18 protein-coding genes are annotated in these 18,994 nt (G+C 48.7%); 13 read left to right on the top strand and 5 right to left on the bottom strand.

Features of this window, described 5'->3' with window-relative positions; genetic code table 11:
• Positions 1 to 85: 85 nt before the first annotated feature.
• Both KQY15_RS07980 and KQY15_RS07975 read left to right on the top strand, forming a co-directional pair.
• A complete protein-coding gene (locus KQY15_RS07980) occupies positions 86 to 1,078 on the top strand; it encodes an efflux RND transporter periplasmic adaptor subunit (protein WP_217668659.1) in 993 nt (330 codons plus the stop codon).
• A 9-nt stretch (positions 1,079 to 1,087) separates the two neighbouring features.
• Positions 1,088 to 4,240, top strand: a complete 3,153-nt coding sequence (locus tag KQY15_RS07975; RefSeq protein ID WP_217668658.1) for an efflux RND transporter permease subunit — start codon at positions 1,088 to 1,090, stop codon at positions 4,238 to 4,240.
• On the opposite strand, the gene KQY15_RS07970 is transcribed toward KQY15_RS07975, so the two are convergent.
• Positions 4,230 to 4,412 carry a hypothetical protein gene (locus KQY15_RS07970; RefSeq protein WP_217668657.1) on the bottom strand — a complete coding sequence of 61 codons (183 nt, stop codon included), beginning with the start codon at positions 4,410 to 4,412 and terminating at the stop codon, positions 4,230 to 4,232. The genes KQY15_RS07975 and KQY15_RS07970 overlap by 11 nt on opposite strands.
• A 122-nt stretch (positions 4,413 to 4,534) precedes the next feature.
• Between KQY15_RS07970 and KQY15_RS07965 the strand changes: the two genes are divergently transcribed.
• The 4 genes from KQY15_RS07965 to KQY15_RS07950 all read left to right on the top strand — a co-directional run bounded on the left by KQY15_RS07965 (position 4,535) and on the right by KQY15_RS07950 (position 8,359).
• Positions 4,535 to 6,799: an exonuclease domain-containing protein gene (locus KQY15_RS07965; protein ID WP_217668656.1), complete on the top strand. Its 2,265-nt coding sequence runs from the start codon at positions 4,535 to 4,537 to the stop codon at positions 6,797 to 6,799.
• A gap of 125 nt (positions 6,800 to 6,924) precedes the next feature.
• On the top strand, positions 6,925 to 7,248 hold the full coding sequence (locus tag KQY15_RS07960; protein ID WP_217668655.1) for a hypothetical protein: 324 nt from the start codon (positions 6,925 to 6,927) through the stop codon (positions 7,246 to 7,248).
• 86 nt (positions 7,249 to 7,334) lie between these two features.
• Positions 7,335 to 7,718: a hypothetical protein gene (locus KQY15_RS07955; RefSeq protein ID WP_217668654.1), complete on the top strand. Its 384-nt coding sequence runs from the start codon at positions 7,335 to 7,337 to the stop codon at positions 7,716 to 7,718.
• Positions 7,719 to 7,822: 104 nt separating this feature from the next.
• The gene (locus tag KQY15_RS07950; protein ID WP_217668653.1) at positions 7,823 to 8,359 is read left to right on the top strand and encodes a hypothetical protein; all 537 of its coding nucleotides are present in this window, start codon (positions 7,823 to 7,825) and stop codon (positions 8,357 to 8,359) included.
• Positions 8,360 to 8,462: 103 nt separating this feature from the next.
• Here KQY15_RS07950 and KQY15_RS07945 read toward each other — a convergent pair whose 3' ends face one another.
• Positions 8,463 to 8,900 carry a hypothetical protein gene (locus KQY15_RS07945; protein WP_217668652.1) on the bottom strand — a complete coding sequence of 146 codons (438 nt, stop codon included), beginning with the start codon at positions 8,898 to 8,900 and terminating at the stop codon, positions 8,463 to 8,465.
• A 276-nt stretch (positions 8,901 to 9,176) separates the two neighbouring features.
• On the opposite strand from KQY15_RS07945, the gene KQY15_RS07940 reads away from it, so the two are divergent.
• From KQY15_RS07940 to KQY15_RS07930, 3 genes are all read left to right on the top strand, one after another.
• Positions 9,177 to 9,653, top strand: a complete 477-nt coding sequence (locus KQY15_RS07940; protein WP_217668651.1) for a Tse2 family ADP-ribosyltransferase toxin — start codon at positions 9,177 to 9,179, stop codon at positions 9,651 to 9,653.
• Positions 9,646 to 9,870 carry a Tsi2 family anti-toxin gene (locus KQY15_RS07935; RefSeq protein WP_217668650.1) on the top strand — a complete coding sequence of 75 codons (225 nt, stop codon included), beginning with the start codon at positions 9,646 to 9,648 and terminating at the stop codon, positions 9,868 to 9,870. Before KQY15_RS07940 ends, KQY15_RS07935 begins: the two co-directional genes overlap by 8 nt.
• Positions 9,871 to 9,958: 88 nt before the next feature.
• Positions 9,959 to 10,303 (top strand): hypothetical protein, encoded by a 345-nt coding sequence (locus KQY15_RS07930; RefSeq protein WP_217668649.1) that lies wholly within the window; start codon positions 9,959 to 9,961, stop codon positions 10,301 to 10,303.
• A gap of 299 nt (positions 10,304 to 10,602) precedes the next feature.
• Here the strand turns inward: KQY15_RS07930 and KQY15_RS07925 are convergent, their stop codons facing one another.
• Positions 10,603 to 11,925 carry an amidohydrolase gene (locus KQY15_RS07925; RefSeq protein ID WP_217668648.1) on the bottom strand — a complete coding sequence of 441 codons (1,323 nt, stop codon included), beginning with the start codon at positions 11,923 to 11,925 and terminating at the stop codon, positions 10,603 to 10,605.
• Positions 11,926 to 12,335: 410 nt separating this feature from the next.
• Here KQY15_RS07925 and KQY15_RS07920 point away from each other — a divergent pair, with 410 nt between their 5' ends.
• Together KQY15_RS07920 and tmpT are read left to right on the top strand one after the other, a co-directional pair.
• Positions 12,336 to 13,658, top strand: a complete 1,323-nt coding sequence (locus KQY15_RS07920) for a GGDEF domain-containing protein (protein ID WP_217668647.1) — start codon at positions 12,336 to 12,338, stop codon at positions 13,656 to 13,658.
• 174 nt (positions 13,659 to 13,832) lie between these two features.
• Entirely contained in the window at positions 13,833 to 14,471 is a 639-nt protein-coding gene (gene tmpT / locus KQY15_RS07915) for a thiopurine S-methyltransferase (RefSeq protein WP_217668646.1), read from the top strand.
• Positions 14,472 to 14,519: 48 nt separating this feature from the next.
• Here tmpT and bla read toward each other — a convergent pair whose 3' ends face one another.
• Complete coding sequence (gene bla / locus KQY15_RS07910) at positions 14,520 to 15,431, bottom strand: subclass B3 metallo-beta-lactamase (protein ID WP_217668645.1); 912 nt, start codon at positions 15,429 to 15,431, stop codon at positions 14,520 to 14,522.
• 172 nt (positions 15,432 to 15,603) lie between these two features.
• Here bla and KQY15_RS07905 point away from each other — a divergent pair, with 172 nt between their 5' ends.
• Positions 15,604 to 16,476: an MBL fold metallo-hydrolase gene (locus tag KQY15_RS07905; RefSeq protein ID WP_217668644.1), complete on the top strand. Its 873-nt coding sequence runs from the start codon at positions 15,604 to 15,606 to the stop codon at positions 16,474 to 16,476.
• Positions 16,477 to 16,661: 185 nt separating this feature from the next.
• On the opposite strand, the gene KQY15_RS07900 is transcribed toward KQY15_RS07905, so the two are convergent.
• Positions 16,662 to 17,972, bottom strand: coding sequence for a glycerophosphodiester phosphodiesterase family protein (locus KQY15_RS07900; RefSeq protein WP_217668643.1), 1,311 nt, complete (start codon positions 17,970 to 17,972; stop codon positions 16,662 to 16,664).
• Between the two features lie 276 nt (positions 17,973 to 18,248).
• Here KQY15_RS07900 and mtgA point away from each other — a divergent pair, with 276 nt between their 5' ends.
• Entirely contained in the window at positions 18,249 to 18,938 is a 690-nt protein-coding gene (mtgA, locus tag KQY15_RS07895; protein WP_217668642.1) for a monofunctional biosynthetic peptidoglycan transglycosylase, read from the top strand.
• Positions 18,939 to 18,994 lie beyond the last annotated feature (56 nt).

Raw genomic sequence — 18,994 nt, 5'->3', positions numbered from 1 at the left:
GGCTCTTTTCACATTTATGTTGCTGGTTACTGCGTTGGTAATTCCCATTTTAACCATCAAGGCCCAGGCTCAGGATAATCAGCCTGTGCCAGTTCGTGTAGCCATGCCTGCAGAGCAGAGTGTTGGCCAGCAACTGCAGCTGACCGGCACTCTGACTGCCCGCCAGCATGCCCGACTATCAGCCCGTACCAACGGCCTGGTGTCGCGGGTCAGGGTTGATGCCGGCGATAAAGTGAGTGAGGGCCAGGTGTTACTGGAACTCGATCCGGCGCTGGCGACAGAGCAGTTAAAGCAGCTGCAGGCCGCCAGTCAGGTAACAGCGGCTGAACTGGCGGAAACAGCGCGGCTGGTGACAGAGGCTGAGCAGTTAACGTCACAAAAACTCTTTCCGCAAACTGAGCTTGAACTGCGCCAGGCCAATAAAGCGCGTGCTGAAGCGCTGCATCAGCAAGCACAGGCCGCTGTGGCGCACCAACAGGAGGTACTGGCCCGCCACAAACTAATTGCACCATTTGCCGGGGTAATAGCTACTAAAATGACCGATGCCGGCGAATGGGTAAGCCTGGGCACCCCGGTACTTGAACTGGTGGCGCTAAGCCCGCTGCATTTAGATGTGCAAATGCCACAGGAACATTTTCAAACGCTGGATCAGTTGCAACACGTCAAGGTGCAAAGCGATATGCAGCCTGGCACCGCACTGCAGGCCAGTATTATCGCAACTGTGCCGGTAATCGACGCCACCGCCCGCAGTTTTCTGGTGCGATTGCAGCTACAACCGTCCGAGCAGCTGCAATTACTGCCTGGCACCTCGGCCAGCGCCACCTTTAATATGACAACCCGCAGTGAGCAAAGTGTTGTTGTGCCGGCCGATGCCATATTGCGCCATCCCGATGGCAGTTTCAGTGTGTTTGTCGTGCGGGATAATAAGGCATACCGGCGTCTGGTGACACTGGGCCGGCGCAATGGCAAAGACGTGGAAGTAGAAGATGGTCTGGCAGCAGACGAGGCGGTGGTAATCCGCGGGAATGAAACCCTGCGGGATGGCCAGCAGGTAACGGTTAGCCGGGATCAGGATTAAGGAGCAGCTATGCTGGCAGCAGGAATTCGGCGCGGCACCATTCTAGCCGTAGTGGTATTAATTATTGCCGTGCTGGGCATTGCTGCCGCGATGCGGATCCCGGTGCAAATGATCCCGGATCTGGAAGTGCGCACGATCAGTGTGGTCACCGGTTGGCCGGGAGCGACACCACAGGATATTGAAAAAGAAATTCTGATTGAGCAGGAGCGTTATCTGCGCAATCTGCCTAATCTGCAGCGGATGATTTCGCTGGCTGAAACCGGCTCGGCGACCATAGAGTTAGAGTTTCCGTTCGGGGTCGATATTAACGAAGCGCTGATCCGGGTCAGCAATGCCCTGAGCCAGGTTAATGCCTATCCTGAGAATGTCGATCAGCCCCGCCTGTTCAGTAGCTCCTTCTCCAGCAATGCCTTTATGTATTTCCGGTTAATGCCGCTGCCCGGTAACCCGCTGGGGCTGGATATGGACATGGTGCGTGATTATGCCGAAGACTATGTGCGGCCGCGGATGGAGCGGGTGCCCGGTGTCTCGGAGATTGGGGTCAGTGGCGGCGCGCCGCGCCAGGTTCAGATATTGGTTGACCCGGCCCGGTTAGCGCAGCGCGGGATCAGTATGACGGATGTCCGCCAGGCTATCCGTAACCGCAATACCGATGCATCAGCTGGCGATATCGACAGCGGCAAACGCCGTTATTTACTGCGGATGGTTGGCCGGTTCAGTGATTTGAGTGAGCTGGAAAATCTGATTATTTTACAACGTGGCGATAGCACGATCCGGCTGAAAGACGTTGCCGGGGTAAAGCTGGACCATTTTGAAGTGCGGGATATGTCTTATTCTGACGGTGAGCGTACATTGAGTTTATCGGTACGCCGGGAAAGTGGCTCAAATGTCATTGATATAAAAAATGCCATGCTACCGGAAGTGGAGCGGATAAATCAGGATATGCTGGCAGCCAACGGCTTACAGCTGAAACTGGTTAGTGATGATGTGCGCTATGTGCAAAGTTCCATAACCAATGTCTGGACTAATCTTGGGCTTGGCGCCTTGCTGGCAACACTGGTTATGTATTTGTTTTTGCGTTCGCCCCGCGCCACCCTGGTGGCTGTAATTGGCGTGCCTATATGTACTATCGCCGCCTTTTTAGGCCTGCTGTTGTTTAACCGCACCATTAATGTTATTTCGCTGGCGGGTATCGCCTTTGCCATTGGCATGACAGTCGATAACACCATAGTAGTGCTGGAGAGTATTGAACAGGCCAGGCGTAATGGTTTAAAACGCTTAGACGCCGCCATCAAAGGCGTGCAGGAAGTCTGGCCGGCAGTGCTGGCGTCCACCATGACCACCGTGCTGGTATTTGCCCCCATCTTATTTGTCGAGCAGGAAGCCGGACAGCTGTATTCCGATATCGCGATAGCTATAGCGTCGGCTATTATTGCCTCAATGCTGGTGGCGGTATTTGTGGTGCCGGCCGCCATTGCCAGGCTGGGTTTTGGCTCGGGCGCAGCATTAACTGAGCAGGACGATACACCTGGCCGCTTATTGCGGGGCATAAGTAGCCTGGTTAGCAGTGCGAAAAGCCGGGTGCTGACATTAGTGATCACCCTGGCGTTAACGGTTGGTGCCGGCTGGATCCTAATGCCGCCAGCAGAATATCTGCCGGAAGGTGAAGAGCCAAAAGCCTTTTCGCAAATGATCGCGCCACCGGGGTATAACTTGTCGGAAATGAGTGTGATTGCCGACGAAATCCGGCTTATTCTGAATGATGCTGTAAATGCCGACCCTGAACTATTCGACCAGGGGCAAAGCCGGATCCCTTCATTGCAGTATTATTCGCTGAGCGTCTCAGTCGGGCGGATCTGGGTACTGAGCGAACCAACCCGTGATGACGACATAGAGCCAATGATGAATGCCCTGACCACGCTGTTCCGGGAATATCCGGGGATGCGGGCTTTTTCGGCGCGGGGCTCAATTATTTCCAGTAACGACGGCGGCACCCGGGCAGTGGCACTGGATATTTCCGGCCCTGAGTTGGCAGACTTGTACCGCACGGCCGAAGCGGCTTATCTGGCAGCGGAGCAATTGTTTGACAATCCGCAGCTAAATTCTGATCCGTCGTCATTGTCATTGGATCAGCCATTAATCGAAATCAGGCCGCGCTGGTCGCGGCTGGCCGAGCTGGGGTTCGATACCACAGACTTTGGGTTTGCTGTTGCTGCATTAAGCGACGGAGCCTTTGTTGATGAATTCTTTATGCTGGACGATAAGGTCGATATTTTTCTGTTCAGTGGTGCCGGCACTGAACAGACGCTGGAGCAGTTGGCTCAGGCGCCGGTGCAGACGCCAATGGGTACAGTATTACCGCTAAACGCGTTGGCTGATCTGGTTGAAGTAGCCGACAGCGCCAGTTTACGCCGGGTTGATGGCCGGCGCACTGTGACCTTATATATTATTCCGCCGCGGGATGTCGCGCTGGAAACAGCAGTTGCCCGGGTACAGGACGAGCTGGTGCCGCAATTGCAGCAAGCCGGCGATGTGGCCACCGGGGTCAATCTGAGTATCACCGGCGCCGCTGATCAGTTAGATGCAACCAAAGCAGCACTGGCTGGTAATTTTGCCATTGCCGTTATTCTGATTTACTTATTGCTGGTGGCTATTTTTACCCATTGGGGTTATCCGTTATTCATTCTGGCAACAGTACCGCTGGGGCTAGCCGGTGGTTTGGTAGGCTTAGCGGTTATTAATGGCATTGGCGACTTGCTGCAGTTGGCCGGCTTGCCGGGCATTTCCCAGCCATTTGATATGATAACCATGCTGGGCTTTCTTATTTTGCTCGGTACTGTGGTGAACAACCCGATATTAATTGTCGATCAAAGCCGGAAAAATCTGCAGCAGGCCAATTGTAATGTGATAGAAGCGGTAACTGCAGCGGTGGCCACCCGTTTGCGGCCAATATTAATGTCTACTACCACCACTATTTTCGGCCTGGCGCCGCTGGTGTTTATTCCCGGGGCAGGTACTGAATTATATCGCGGGGTCGGCATTATTGTGCTTACCGGGTTATTATGTTCAACCATTATTGCCCTGACGTTTTTACCGGCTTTACTGGTAACAGTAATGCAGTGGCAGCAGCGGCGGGCCGGTAAACAACAAACTACGACATAAAAAAGGTTTTAATCAGCATCGCGCCCAGCATTATGGCCATCAGCGGGTAAATCCAGCGCGCGTATTTGCTTAAATCCTGATCTTCGGCTTTTTTGCCGAACTTCTCCACCAGGGTCACTATTACAAACAGGCTGACAAATAAAATAACCAGAATGGTCAGTAAATTACCCATAAATCGCGGTTCCTTGTTATTCGCTGTATCATTGGCCTGCAGCTTAACACCGGCAGGAAGTGTTAGCCAATATGGTCGGCAACACGGTAGCGTAGCAGACGGTATTTAAGGTGAGTACAGCAATGGCACAACCCGAACTCGACAGCGGTTATTATCTGCAGCACTTTAACGAGTTACTGCAGTTTGTCGTGCAGCATTATCAATCGGTGCTAACCCCTGACAGCCAGGTTTTTATCGATGACTTTACTGCGCTAAGCGAAAGCGCGCAGCAACTGCTGGTGCGAATGCTAAATCGCAAGGGCCTGGTGTTCAGTGATACAGAACTGCAATACGCTGAAATTGGCCCAACCGGGCCGGTGCTGGACGAGCTGACTGCAGCTGGCTTTGTTGCGCCATTAACTGAACATGACTTAGCCGATTTCTGGCTGCGGCTCACCAAGGACACCTTGTGGCAGCTACTGCAACTGGCAAAAAACCAGTTTTCAGAGTCAGACTGGAAAGCGCAGGTAGCTGATTTAGCCATTAAAAAAAGCCAGACCAAACCACTGTTACTGGGCGCGGCATTAAATCTGCCAGTTAACTGGCTGCCACTCATTGCCCAGCTGCCGCAGCGTTATCTGGTGCTGCGCCGTCAGGACACATTAAATTACCTGTATTTTCTGTATTTCGGCCGGATTGAGGCCAACTTATCTTTATTTACTTTACGTGATTTAGGAATCAGGCAAAGCGGCCAGTTTAAACAACAGTTTCAGCCCCGTTTTACTGAAGCCAGCCAGGCCCAACTGGCGTACCAACTGGCCAAAGCCAAACCGGCGATCCATGACCTTGCCAAACAATTAAAAAAGCAGCCCGACAACGCGCCAACCGAATTACAGAATTGGTTTAACAAGGTAAGCGCCTGGCCTGCTGCTGAAAGCGGCAGTGCAGATGAGGCCCTGCAGCTAAAACGCAGCGAGCGCTGTTATCAGCTGGGTAAACTGGCTGAACAATGTAAGCTTAATGATTTAGCGATTAATTTTTACCAGCTAAGCAATGGGTTTCCGGCCAGCGAGCGGTTGGTCCGGTTGTATTATAGCCAGGAAAAGCTGGTGCAATGTCAGCAGTATTTGCAGCAATTACTGGCTGACCCCAGCTGTGATGAAGAATGGCTGTTTGCCGAAGATTTTTACCGGCGCAAGTTTAATGCACCGAAGGGAAACGAACGCCGCTCGCAATTAAGCCAGCTATTGCACGATGCACCAGAAATTGGAGTGGACGAACTTTATCTGGGCCAGGCCGAGCAGGGCTTAATGGCCCATTATCAGGCGCAGGACTATACGGTGTTTCATGGCGAAAATAACCTGTGGCTGGCGTTATTTGGCCTCTGGTTCTGGCATGAGTTATTTGAGCATCAGCACAGCGCCCTGCATAACCCGTTTGAGCGCCGGCCCCGCAACTTAATCAGCGGTGGCTTTTATCAGCAATTCAGCAGCGAGATAGAGCAGAAGCTACAGCAATTAACGGCGGTCAATGCTGCCAGCACTTTACTGGCAGCCATTACTGCTAACTATGGTAAAGCCAACAGCCTGTTTTACTGGCATAGCGATTTAGCAGAGCAACTGATGCCGCTAATCCAGTTTGCACCGCAAAATACCGATGGCAGCAGTGCACTTGCGCCAATACTTCGCGCTATGGCCCAGGATTTTAAGCGCCACGCTAGCGGCTACCCCGATTTACTGCTGATTAAAGACAAGCAGCTGCAGTTTATTGAAGTAAAAGCGCCTGGCGATAAAATTCAGCGTCATCAGCTGGCCAGGCTAATGGCCATGCAACAGGCTGGCTTTAAGGCCCGGATAGAAAAACTACAATGGATAGTCGACCCCAACCGCATCTATGTTGTGCTGGACGTTGAAACCACCGGCGGCAAGGCAGCAAACGACCGGGTAATTGAAATTGGCGCGGTAAAAGTGCAGGCCGGCGAGGTGCTCGATACCTTTAGTACCTTAATTAACCCACAGCGTTATATTCCGTCGTTTATTACCCGGCTAACCGGTATTAACAGCGCCATGGTCAGCGAAGCCCCCACTTTTGCTGAAATTGCCGGCAAGCTAAGTGAATTCCTGCAGGGCGCAGTATTTGTCGCGCATAACAGTAAGTTCGATTACGGCTTTATCCGCAGCGAATTCACCCGGCTGGACATGCCCTTCGCCATGCCGCAGCTATGCACGGTAGTAAATATGCGCCGCTACTACCCGGGGCTGCAATCTTACAGCCTGGGCAAGCTTTGTGAAGAGTTCGACATTAAACTCACCAACCACCACCGTGCACTGGACGATGCTACGGCGACAGTGGAGTTGTTAAAGCTGATTAATGCCAGGCGCTGTGCGCCAGAACTTGCTCCAAAATAAAACTGCTTGATTTATATTCAATTAGCGCAATAGACTGGGCTAAATTTTGGAACTTGCAGGATCTTCGCGGCACAACTCGCGGGTTTTGATCCTTTGAATAAGCTGTTATGCATATCTAGGAAATTATGGTGTTCGATTTTAACCCAACATCTGGATGGACCTTGGAGATGGAGCTTAGGTGCTTTGTGATCTTCAAGAAAACTGAAGCGGCCGGCTTCCCGAGAGGTATGCAAACTGATCTATGTAATGATTTAGCTGCTAAGTCTAATTTGAGTGCAGAAACAATAAAGGCAAAGGTTGGTAACTTTAAGTCCGAAGCCGGGTATACCAACGAGACCAACGCTTCTAAAGCAACTAAGTATCTCATCAAAAACTATGGAGCCCTATCTGAAGAAGAAACCGAAGCGCTCTTGGCTGGCTATATGTTGAGCAAGATCGAGAATGCGTAACCAGCCATTGAGTTCGCGCACTTCGTGCGCCGGACCTAGTTTCACTCGGCCGCTTATAGCGGGCGTTAGCTTTAGAGAAATCAATCATGCTTAAACTCATATTCAGTGTTTTTATTTTATTTTTATCTACTTCTTGTTTTGCAGGATGCTGGAAGATTGGGGAATTTAGTGGTTATTCAGCGAGAGCTGGTGATAAGTATGAGATCAAAGCTGATGGTCTAACAGGTAGAACCTTCATGTTACAAATAGCCGCTGAGGCTTCTGCGCTTGTGCCTAGTGATTTAACTTGTAAGCAAGTATCCTCAACATCATTAGTCTGTATTAGCAGTGAAAATCACAAAGGTGTAGTAGAAACTTGGTCTGTTGATCCAAAGAATGGCTTAGCATTCCATACAAAATCAATCAGCGGATATGGCATGTTTGACGGGGCAAATCTGTTCGTAGGGAAAATTCTAGGTTCATGTGGCTAACTGCTAACAAAGCCAGTCAGCAATATCGACTACGTGGCCTAGACAACAAACGCTGCGCGGTTTTTTTGGCCGCTTCTTGCTGCGTCAGCTTTTAAGAGTAGATTATGGACATATGGGTAGCTATATTGATCGCCTTTGGAGGTAATGCGGCACTACTAGCTATGCTAGGATTTGCTGGAAAGTCATTAATAAATCAATGGCTTAACAAGTCGTTAGTGGAGCATCAAATAAAGCTATCTAGATTTAGTGACAAGCAAGCTGATGCTATTGCAGGCACATACGCATTTGCTAGAAAATTCAATTCACGATTAAAAGAATACCTTGAAATACCTGATGTTACTGGTGGTGGATCTAGAAATGCTAGAGAGCTGGAGGTGATCAAGAGTCATAAAGAATTTTTGGATTATTACGAGCAAAATCAAATATATCTTTCAAAAAAGTCTGTTCAACTAATCGACCAAATTAATTCTGAATCTAAGAACGCTTTCAACAAATATTTGTATCAGGTTAAAAATGCTGAAAACATACCAGAGACGGCGAAAGAATGGCTTGATATTGAAGGCTGTGTGAAAAATGAGCTAGAGCAGTTATTCACTGAGTTGGAGAAAGAGTTCCGTGAAATTGTCGGCAACAAAAGCTAACAAAAGTGTCGAAATCAATAGGGTCAATGACATTGATATTAAAGCGGAAGGTAATGGCGAAGCCGGGTTTCAGTGCTTTAACCCAGGCTTCGCTGTAAATTGGCTATTGAGATAAGACAGTAATGGAGGCCCAGTGACTGTTGTTTCTTACTAAGTAAACTGTGCGATCTGCCAGGCAAAACCGTAGTGCTCTGCCATTGCTGGCGACTCGCATATTTTTGTCGAACGGGGTTATTGCTACGATAGTGCCGTCAAAAATTGCGTCGGTAATGTCGTAATCGGTAAAGCTACCGTCTGGCTGATACTGGCTAACAAACTGCTCTAAGTCAGCAAAGCTGCGGTTGCTTTCAATCTTGCTGACAATAACGTTTTCAATGTTCTTAGCGCAATCCGAGTAGATAATAGAAGCACCGCCGAACATGGCTTCGTTGCTTGTGCAAAGCGCTGCCGGATCCGGCGCTGGAAACTTGCCTTCAGTAACATCAAACGCTGCCACCGCTATGCTGTAAAACATTGCCACTAATACTAAAAATATCTTCATAAACTACCTACTTTTTTAAGTCTGGCGACCATATTGGCTTCCAGAGCTTTGCGCCATAAGTCAAAACTTACACTTTCCATCATGAACTGATTTAGACGTTCGCAACGACCGCCGAAACGAGGATCGTAGCTGACTAATTAAAGTTTTTCAGTTATTGTTAAAATAAAGTTTCATAGGTTAATATATTTGTCGGCTTGGCGAAGTTGATTTCGCTGCTTAATTTCAGGCTATCTGTTACGAACTAAGTTTTGAACCTGCGATAGTAAGGACTACTATATGAACACGATTGAAAAGCTACTAATATCACGTGGCGAACTTGAACGCATTTATGTTGGGCAACTGCATCTTTATCTTTGGCGAGCGCTGCACAATTCCACTAAGACGGGCAATCCACTGTATCCGGATTTTGAGTCTCGTGAAGTACGCGCCGGCGTCTTGCGGGCGCCTGATGTCGAAGTTTCCAAAGATAAGCGTGGTGTTGAGCAGGTAGTGTCACGGCTGGGAGAAGGTACGTCGTTGTTTGATAAGCCAGGGGCTTTTGGTGCAGGTAATTGGACGTACTTTGAGATCCCGGAAGGCACACAAATACCATCGGGCCTGATAATTACCAAAGACAGTTATAATCGACGTTTTAATGCGACACACTATTCGATAAGCCCCAACTACACGATGCCAAAGGCGCAATTTATAGCCCTGCTGGATCAGTTGGCGCGCAATGCTGAAGCACAAAGAAGGAAGTTGAGTAATGGCTGAACTTAGTCTTGCTACCTTAATGGTCAGCATCCAGGCGGTAGCTAAGCAAATTGAGCATTTTGAAGGTTTGCTAAGCTCTGAAACTGTCAGGGATAAAGCAGAAATTCAAGAGCTGCTGTTGTCTCTGGATAATGCTGCCGAAAACCTGAAAGAGGTTTATGAAAGCAAGTGGCAGGAGGGCAGTAATTTTCCTGCATATAACGAGTTGACTCGGTAGGATGACAGCATTGGGGGGACAGGCTAACAATGGGGGTAACGTTGGAAGTTATTTGTTGGCCAGAGAACTCCAACCCGAGAATTAAGTTATGTCAGTAGAGTTATATGATGCTTTGGTTTGGATTGCTCTGGCATCAACCATTAGTACCCTGATTTCCATGTGGTGCTTTATCAGAGTGACAGTGAAATATTTTGATAAAGAATTAGCGCGTATGGGCAGAGACTGGGTTACGTCAGACTGGAGGGGCTCACGAATTGGCACCTATGCGCTTGCAATTATTTGGCAGAGAGCGTCTATTTTCTATGAGATCCGCCATGAAGATGGCAGCGCATTAGCCAGGAGAAGGGATTATGTGCTGGCAGTATGGATGCAAATATCATTAATGGTTTGTATGATTGCAGCGATAATTTTTTATCCTGAGATGTCAGAATAGCTCTGCGATTTGGCATCAGAATATAGTGGGGAGCTCATATCAGCTAAAAGCTACCCGTTAGGTGCAACCTCACTACGCTGTTTCCTTGATTAAACGTTACTGCCCCTCGGTTCTATAATGTCGGTACTTAATGTCGTCACTGCCTTAGAGGCAAAACGTTAGAAAAAGGGGGCGTAGCTAATTAATTTGATGGCAGAAAATCTGCTATTAGCTCCGCTCATATTCGCTACTGATTTTCGCCAATAATCCGGCTTAACCCCAATAGCAAAGCTACTAGGGTCAGGCCAACTTATTACCGCTTATTTTTTTGGCATCAATTCAAGCAGGGCATGCACGCTTGCTTCAACACCTGATTTTATAGAAGGCTCTGGTGAAATTTTAAACTGAGGGCTATGGTGGCTTGCAACCGGTGCGCCGCCTGCTTTTGCTCGTGCAAAGTCTTCAGCAGGCGTGCCACCTACTGAGAAATAAACACTGGGAATATACGGATCGGTAGTAAAGAAACCAAAATCTTCAGCTCCCATACCAGATTCTGCCGGTGGAATTAAGGCCTCCTCTCCCATTTTTTCTACGATAACCCTTTTCAGCCGTTGGGCTAAATTTTTGTCGTTAAAGGTTGGGGGGTAAGCTTCAGGGCTCACTATGACTTCAGGCATTTTGTCGTCACTTAAGCCCGCTGTTTTAGCAGTACCAATGGCAACACGTTCTATTGCTGATAACAATTGCTCCCTAACCTCCGGGTTTAAGCTTCTTACCGTTAATTGCAAATGTGCGCGCTCAGAAATAATGTTGTGTTTAGTGCCTGAGTGGAATGAGCCAACGGTAATAACCCCTGCGTCTCGTGGTGCGAGTTCCCGGCTGATAATAGTTTGCAAATTCGTGACGATCTGAGCGCCCATAACAATGGGGTCTTTACCTTGATGAGGATAAGCACCATGCGCACCCACGCCATGAACGATAATATCTACGGAATCAGACCCTGCGTAGGGTGAACCTTCATCGATAGTAATTTTACCCGCTACTGCATCAGCATCAACATGGAAAGCAAGCGCATAATCGGGTTGGCCAAATTTTTCCCAAATTCCATCCGCCATCATGGCTGATGCACCCGGGCCTTTTTCTTCAGCAGGTTGACCGATTAACATTAAGGTGCCCGACCATTGATCTTTAATCTTAGCCATATACCTTGCGGTTCCCACTAAACTGGTGATGTGCACGTCGTGACCACACGCATGCATTACGCCAACTTCATTGCCATCCCAATCCGTCATTACGATTTGAGAAGCATTTTTTAAGCCGGACAATTCTTTTACCGGTAAACCATCCATATCGGCGCGAAGCATAACCATTGGTCCGGGACCATTTTTCAATATTGCCACAATACCTGTGCCGCCAATGCCCTCTGTCACGGTAAATCCAGCAGCGCGGATTTCTTCAGCCAGACGTTTTGCAGTATTGTGTTCCATTAAAGATAATTCAGGATTACGATGAAAATGATCCCACAACGGAGCGAGATGCGCTTTATAGTCTTTGTCTATACTGTGTGAAATTTCTGAAGTAGTAGCCGCGCTAAGCCCAATGCTTAAAGAACCAAGTAAGATAAGAGAGCAAATTTTTTTCATGGCAGTGTGTCTTATAAATGGTTTGAGATATCAAACATACACCCATCTCCCTTGAAAGTCTTTTCTGTTTGAAAATGGAGTCGTAGCTAATTAATCTTACAGCTGAAAATCTGCTTTGGGATTTTTTGTTTTGATAGCTCACCATTTTGTTCAGACCTGCAGTACCAGGGAGCTCTTGGTTGCGGTTTATTGCCCCGTATTACTGGAAGCGATATTGCCGTTTTACACGAAACTGAAATTTGTTATGCGTTTTTGAGATAGCTGATGCTTTGTGTGCGGCTAAAAATTGAGCTAAAGTAAACCAATTGTCTTGTTGGCAAGACACGAATTATAGAAAACCCATTTTGTGAGACAACGGCATTGAGTAGTCGTAGTTCGATCCTTCCTCTTTTTGACGCAACCCCCGCCTGATGGGTACGCGTTATCAGCCTCACAAGTACTTAAATCTATTGCTGTTATTGCTGGGTTCAGCAACTCTGTTAGTTTTGGTTTGGCATCAGTTTGCTGCGGAAGCTGTGCTTGCCATTACCACAGACTCGCCGTATACCGTCGAGGCTGTTGATGACCGCTCCGTCATTGAGAATGAAGAATCTAGCCGAGTGAAACTTACACGTGAGAACGGTCAATTTATTGTTGATTGTACTATCGGTGAAGGGTATGAGTGGCCTTTTTGCGAATTTCAGGTGATTCTCGGTTATCCACCTGGAGGTCTCAATTTAACACGCTATGATTCTGTCAGAATTAAGATGTGGGTGGAGGATCAGAGCGACTTTCAGATGCGGTTGTTTCTTCGCAATTTCAATCCGGCTTATTCTACCGTTGGAAATTTTCAATCTCTTAAGCTGCAGGAGTTAGCGTTCAAGCTTGGCCATGAGCAACACAGTTACGCTGCCAAACTTTCCCAGTTCACGGTGGCCTCCTGGTGGAGCAACCAATTCCCACTAACGATTGAGCACGCCGGAGCCGATATAAGTAACGTCTCTGTTCTGTCAGTGGCGACTAGCGGTCACGTACAACCGGGACGTTACCGTATCGTGATTGAAAGCATTGAATTCACGGGGCAACTTATCTCAGAGGCAAGCTTGCGGCTTGTCATTATTCTTGTATGGACTGCATGCATTTTTTTATATCTGGTATTAGATAGTGTACTCACCCGGCGTGAACTGGCGCTAAGCAGACACCATCATATCTCGCTGAGTAACATCAATGAAGCGCTGCTTATAGAGAAAGATAACTTCGCCCAGATGGCGCTCTACGATCCATTGACCGGTGTCTTAAATCGACGTGGCCTTAGTGATGCGCTAATGGACCGCTTGCAAAATGAAGAGTCGGAATTATCTCCGTGGTCGATCGTGTTTATGGATATTGATCATTTCAAAAACATAAACGATAAATATGGCCATGCGGTAGGTGACCAGGTCATAGAGCAATTTACCGCTCAAGTGCAGCGGCAAATTAAAAGAAATGACTTACTTACTCGCTGGGGGGGTGAGGAATTCTTACTGATTCTTCCGGGTACTCACTCTACCGATGCGCTGGAGGTGGTAGAGCGTCTGCGTGACCACCTGACTACTTTCCCATGGCCTAAAGGCTTGAAATTAACCTGCAGTTTCGGCGTAACGGAATATTCAATCAACGAAAATCTTAGTGTGGCAATTAAACGTGCCGACGAGGCGATGTATACCGCCAAGCAAAAAGGCCGTGACAGAGTCGAGGTTAGGCAAGCTTGTTAATCAATAGTAATCTATAGGGGCAGATCATAATTACCCTTGCCTAAACGTCTAATCTAAATCCGGTTAATGTCAGTTGGTAACTAAGTTAGTGCAATAGCGGGTGATAAAACTGATATTATTGATGATCAATTTATCGTGCTGTTGGCAGTTAACAACAATACTAAAGGAGCGCCTGTGAACCCGGAATTCTGGCAGGAAAAATGGCAAAAAAGAGAAATTGCTTTTCATCAGGCCGCCGCTAACCCATTGCTGGTAAGCTGTTTTAACCAGCTACAGCTTGTACCCGGCGCCAGGGTGTTTTTGCCCCTTTGCGGCAAGAGCCTGGATATCCACTGGCTACTGGCGCAGGGTTATCAAGTCGTGGGCGCCGAGTTAAGCGAAATGGCGGTGCAGGAACTGTTTGCTGAGTTGGGGCTGGTACCCACTATCAGCAGTGCGGGAAACTTGCAGCACTATCATGCCGCTGAACTTGAGGTGTTTGTCGGCGATATCTTTCAGTTATCACAAGCTACCTTAGGCCAGGTTGCTGCGATATACGACCGTGCTGCGCTGGTGGCGCTACCGGCTGAGATGCGCCAACGTTATGCAAAGCATCTGGTTGCAATCAGCCAATGCGCGCCACAACTGGTCATTTGCTTTGAGTATGATCAGGCGCAGCTGGCAGGGCCGCCGTTCTCGGTTAATAGCGAAGAAATGCATAACCTTTACAGCAATGCTTATCAACTTAACTGCCTGGCAGAACTCGAAGTGCCGGGCGGTTTAAAGAAAAAGTGCCAGGCCACCGAGCTGGCCTGGCTTTTAAACCAACGATAAGGTTTGCCGCAGCTAATAACAGACAAAAGCTGCCAGAATACTCCGGGCCTACTGCGCTTTTTCCTTAGCTAACCGCTGTTCCAGCCGCTGGGTTACTGCTGCTGCATAAAACTTGCAACCATCGGTATCTGCTAAGCCGTTGCTCTGTAAACGGGTTCGCATATTGCTGGCCGATGGATGCGGGGTAAGCAAGATCTGGCAATCAAGCGCCGCCAGTTTATCTAAACCGGCGCGGTAGGCTTTAAGGTAACTAAGGTGCTCACTAAAACGATAACTGTCGCTGCTAACCGGCGATAAGCTGTCGGCATATACCAGCACCTGACATTGTCCGGCTCCACAACTGGTCCACTGCCAGCTGAACGCGCCCGGGGTGTGCCCCGGTGTTGCCACGGGCATCAGGCTTAGCTTACCCAGGTTAACCACCTCGCCGGCCGTTACCTGGCCATCGACTTTAACGGCTGGAAAAGGCGGGTGCATGCCGGCTTGCGGATCGGTGGCGGCCACCACGCCACTGGCTAACACCGGTGCGGCAGCGGCAGACGCCAGCAGCCGGGCACCGCTTAGTTGCTGAAGCCGGGCTAAACCGGCAACATGGTCAAAATGTTCATGGCTTTGCAGTAGCAGTTTTATATCCGTTATTGCAAAGCCAAGCTTTTGGATATTGGCTGCAATCACCTCTGCGCCCGCTTCAGTTGCGCCATCAATCAGAATATGGCCATCGGCACTGGTGATCAGAATAGCGCTGATGCCGCAGGTACCAACATAGTAGCTGTTGCCGTAAATATGAAAGGGGGGTCCGGCTTTGTCCCATTTATCCCAGTCGGTGCAGCTGTTAACCCAGTCACTGGCTGCTGGGTTTGCTATCGTTGGGCTTGTTGTTGCGTAGCAAGTGGCAGCCACTGCAGCACAACTTAAGGTACTGACCATACAAAAATGGCGAAAAATGTTATACAACGTCATATCGGCTGCCTTAAAGAGTGGCGGGACAGCGCTAACCTTAAAGGGCGAAACTCGTTTTGGCAATTATTATCAGTTAAAGGCAGTAGCCAATAATTGACTATAATTGTCGGGACGGTCTCCCGCTGCGCTGCAATTCGCGCTTCTGAAACTTTTAACAAGATTTAATTGAAAAATGAAATATTTAGCACTGATTATTCTGTTATGTAACCCATTTTCTTTAAAGGCAGATGCTACTCAATACCGTATTCTGCATATTAAAGATAATGTCTATCGTTTTACTGCAGATCGACATCATTCGGCATTTATGGTGACTGATGCCGGCATTTTTATAACAGACCCTATTAGCAAAGATGCCGCGAGTTGGTTGAAACAACAACTTGCCTCGCGGTTTAAGGTGCCGGTCCGTTATATGGCATATAGCCATAATCATATTGATCATACTGCTGGCGGACAGGCGTTTGCCCAGGATGGGGTAACGGTAATAGCACATCAGTTAGCGGCCGATGATCTGCATATGACTAAAGCGCCCACTGCGCTGCCCGACGTTACGTTTACCGATAAGCTGACCGTCACACTTGCTGATAGCCAGGTTCAGCTTAGCTACTATGGAACAAATAATGGCCGTGGTAATGTTGCAATGAGGTTTATGCCGGCCAATGTGCTGTTTGTGGTTGACTGGATTGTTGTTGGCCGCATGCCCTATAAAAATCTGCCGGGTTATGACATTCAGGGAATGATCCAGTCAACTCGGGCGCTATTGGCTGGCCCGCCCTTTGAGATCTTTGTTGGTGGCCATGCAGAAATTGGTAAAAGGGCAGATATTGAACATTACCTGAGTTACCTGGAAGCGCTTTATGCTGCTGTCAGGGACGGCATGCTCGAGGGTAAGCAACTGGAACAACTGCAGCATGAAATTAAACTGCCGGCCTATTCAGGCCTTCGGATGTATGATGAGTGGTTACCCTTAAATGTTGAGGGCGTATACAAAACACTGGTCGACAGCTCCTATTTTAATTTCCGGCCGGATCTGCAGACAACCTTTTAATCAGAGCTTAGCGGACGTTTATATTTGCCGGCATAGCGGTATGTCAAATTGCAGCTCGCGATGGCAATGAACATTTCCAACTATGGTTAAGGGCAATTTTGGGTTGGTTTAATCTGCTAACAGTAGCGGGCTTTCACCTGCTCTGTAACTGGTTGCCGTGCTGAACACCTTTGGTTGGAGCACACTCAGGGCAGACCCATACAGTTAGCATAGAAGCTGACACTTGCAGGCCAGTCGGAGAACACACCAATTACCCCGACGTCTTGTGCCATAACGTGCAGGACTTCCAACATATCGCCATCGTTATTAATAACCGGGTTGACCGTTTGATAATACCAGCCGCCGCCATGTTGTAATGGGCCGGATCGCTCAAAAGACCAGGCAATAATATCCAGCCCTGCATCTTTAGCATTGCGGGCATAAGCAGAAGGCACAATGTTATTATCTGCGTCCAGCTCCAGCAAGGCCCACATCGGTGGCGCAACAATGTTAATTTTTTCGGCAGCATAGCCTTGCAGCTCTGTCGCTGACGGCAGATCAGAAGGGGTATTTGCGTCATCCAGATAAACTGCCTGGCGGCCGAATGAAGGCTCATTGGCCAGCCAGTATCGAATGTCAGCGATATTAAAAGACTGCGGCCAAACATCTTTGGGTTTTACGCCTGCGGTACGATAATCGTCAATAAGCTGCTGGGCATAGTCAGCCTGGCTGTACGTGCCCTGATAAGGCATTGGCACCTCGGCTGCTTTTAATTCCGGGGTAAATTTAACCCCCAGTTGTTTAAACAACGCTATGCTTTGGGCGTGCGTCAACAGGGTGCCCGTTGTGGCGTACAGATCTGTGCGCCAGGCCGGCGTGCCTTGCATATACTCTGCAACGCTGGTGGCTTCTGGATTAAAACCATCCATTTTACCCTTCAACATTTTAAATTCGGCTAAGGTTATGTCGCTGGTGCAGCATCTGGCGTGTGCCGGCGTGCCAGTGGCAGGGTCTGCCGGGGTAAATGGTTCGCTGCACTTTGCTGCCAGCTCGGGTATTGCCAGAATATTAGTGGTGGTGTGCAAATCGCATTGTGAATGACGGCAGACCAGCTCTTTGTCCTGGGTAAAGGTGACATCACACTCCATAATGCCAGCCCCCATTTGGGCTGCTGCTTCATAAGACTCCCTGGTATGCTCCGGAAATTGCAAAGGAGCGCCGCGATGGCCAATAGAAAACTGGGTTTTTTTTAACTTACGGCCGGTATTGCAGCTTTGTAAGCGCTGTTTCAGCGGGCTGGGATCCATATTATCAACTAAATAAGCGGGGCGCGGCCCGAACTGCACAGCATACTTGTCGGGTAATTTAAGAGCAGGGCTACTGATAGTTGTCTGGTTGTCGTAAAGATTAAGCTGAGAAGTTTCAGCAGCGTGGCCGAAAGCAAACACCGGGCTCAGCGAGAATGCCAAATACAGGGCGGATATGCCAGGACCGCGCAAGATCGTTAAATTGAGCATAAACTTTTCCTTGGTAGTTAGTTTAACAATAGCAGCATTAAGGAACGCATTTAACAGCCGATTCACTGCACGGCAGTAATACCCTATTCAATGTATGTGAATTAAAAGTGAAAAATTGATGACTATAATATGATGATTTAATCTGTGGCGGGAGGCATTGGTGTTTTTATGTGCAGTTCAGTCTACAGCAGGCTAAAAGCCTGTATGCTTGAATATAGCGGGCGGCAACGCCGTGCGGCGGCTTTTTCTGACATTGACATCGGGTGGTGAAGGCGAATGACCCAAGGTGAACGCAGTTATGCAGGCTGGACCTGGTTTGTGTTATGGCGTTTTGTCGTGACAGTGGTGCTGGCGCTATTGCTGCTGCTCATCGTCTTGCGCTTTGTGCCGCCGCCAACGTCATCTTTTATGTTGCAAAGCCCCTATCCGGTGCGCCAGCAGTGGGTAAGTATTGATACCTTGCCGCCCCATGTGGCGCTGGCGATGGTGGCCTCTGAAGATCAGTTATTTCCAGAACATTTTGGTGTCGATTTTGCCGCTATCAGTGATGCTCTGGAGCAGTATGACGAAGGTGGCAATCTGCGCGGTGCCAGTACCATTAGTCAGCAAACAGCAAAAAACTTACTACTCTGGCCAGGGCAAAGCTTTGTTCGCAAAGGGTTGGAAGCCGGCTTAGCGCTAAGTCTTGAAGTACTTTGGGGTAAAAAACGTATTTTAGAAGTGTATTTAAATATCGCGGAGTTTGGCAAAGGTATCTATGGAGTGGAAGCGGCCAGCCAGCATTATTTTGGCAAAGCTGCCAGCCAGCTGACTAAAAACGAAGCCGCCCGCCTGGCTGTGCTGCTCCCCAGCCCCCGCAAACGAGATCCGCGTCAGCTGACACCTTATCTGCGTGAGCGGGTGGTTTGGGTAGAACGGCAAATGCGCCAACTCGGCCCGGCTTATTTAACTCCAATCCTGAATTAACCTGCTGGCCATCCACTTGCTCTGACAGCGTTCCTCACTATACTTTTAATTTTAAA

The organism is Arsukibacterium indicum (assembly GCF_019100565.1).
GTDB classification, from domain to species: domain Bacteria; phylum Pseudomonadota; class Gammaproteobacteria; order Enterobacterales; family Alteromonadaceae; genus Alishewanella; species Alishewanella indicum.
The sequence above is the reverse complement of the archived record's forward strand: the minus strand, read 5'-3'. Positions and strand labels throughout refer to the sequence as shown.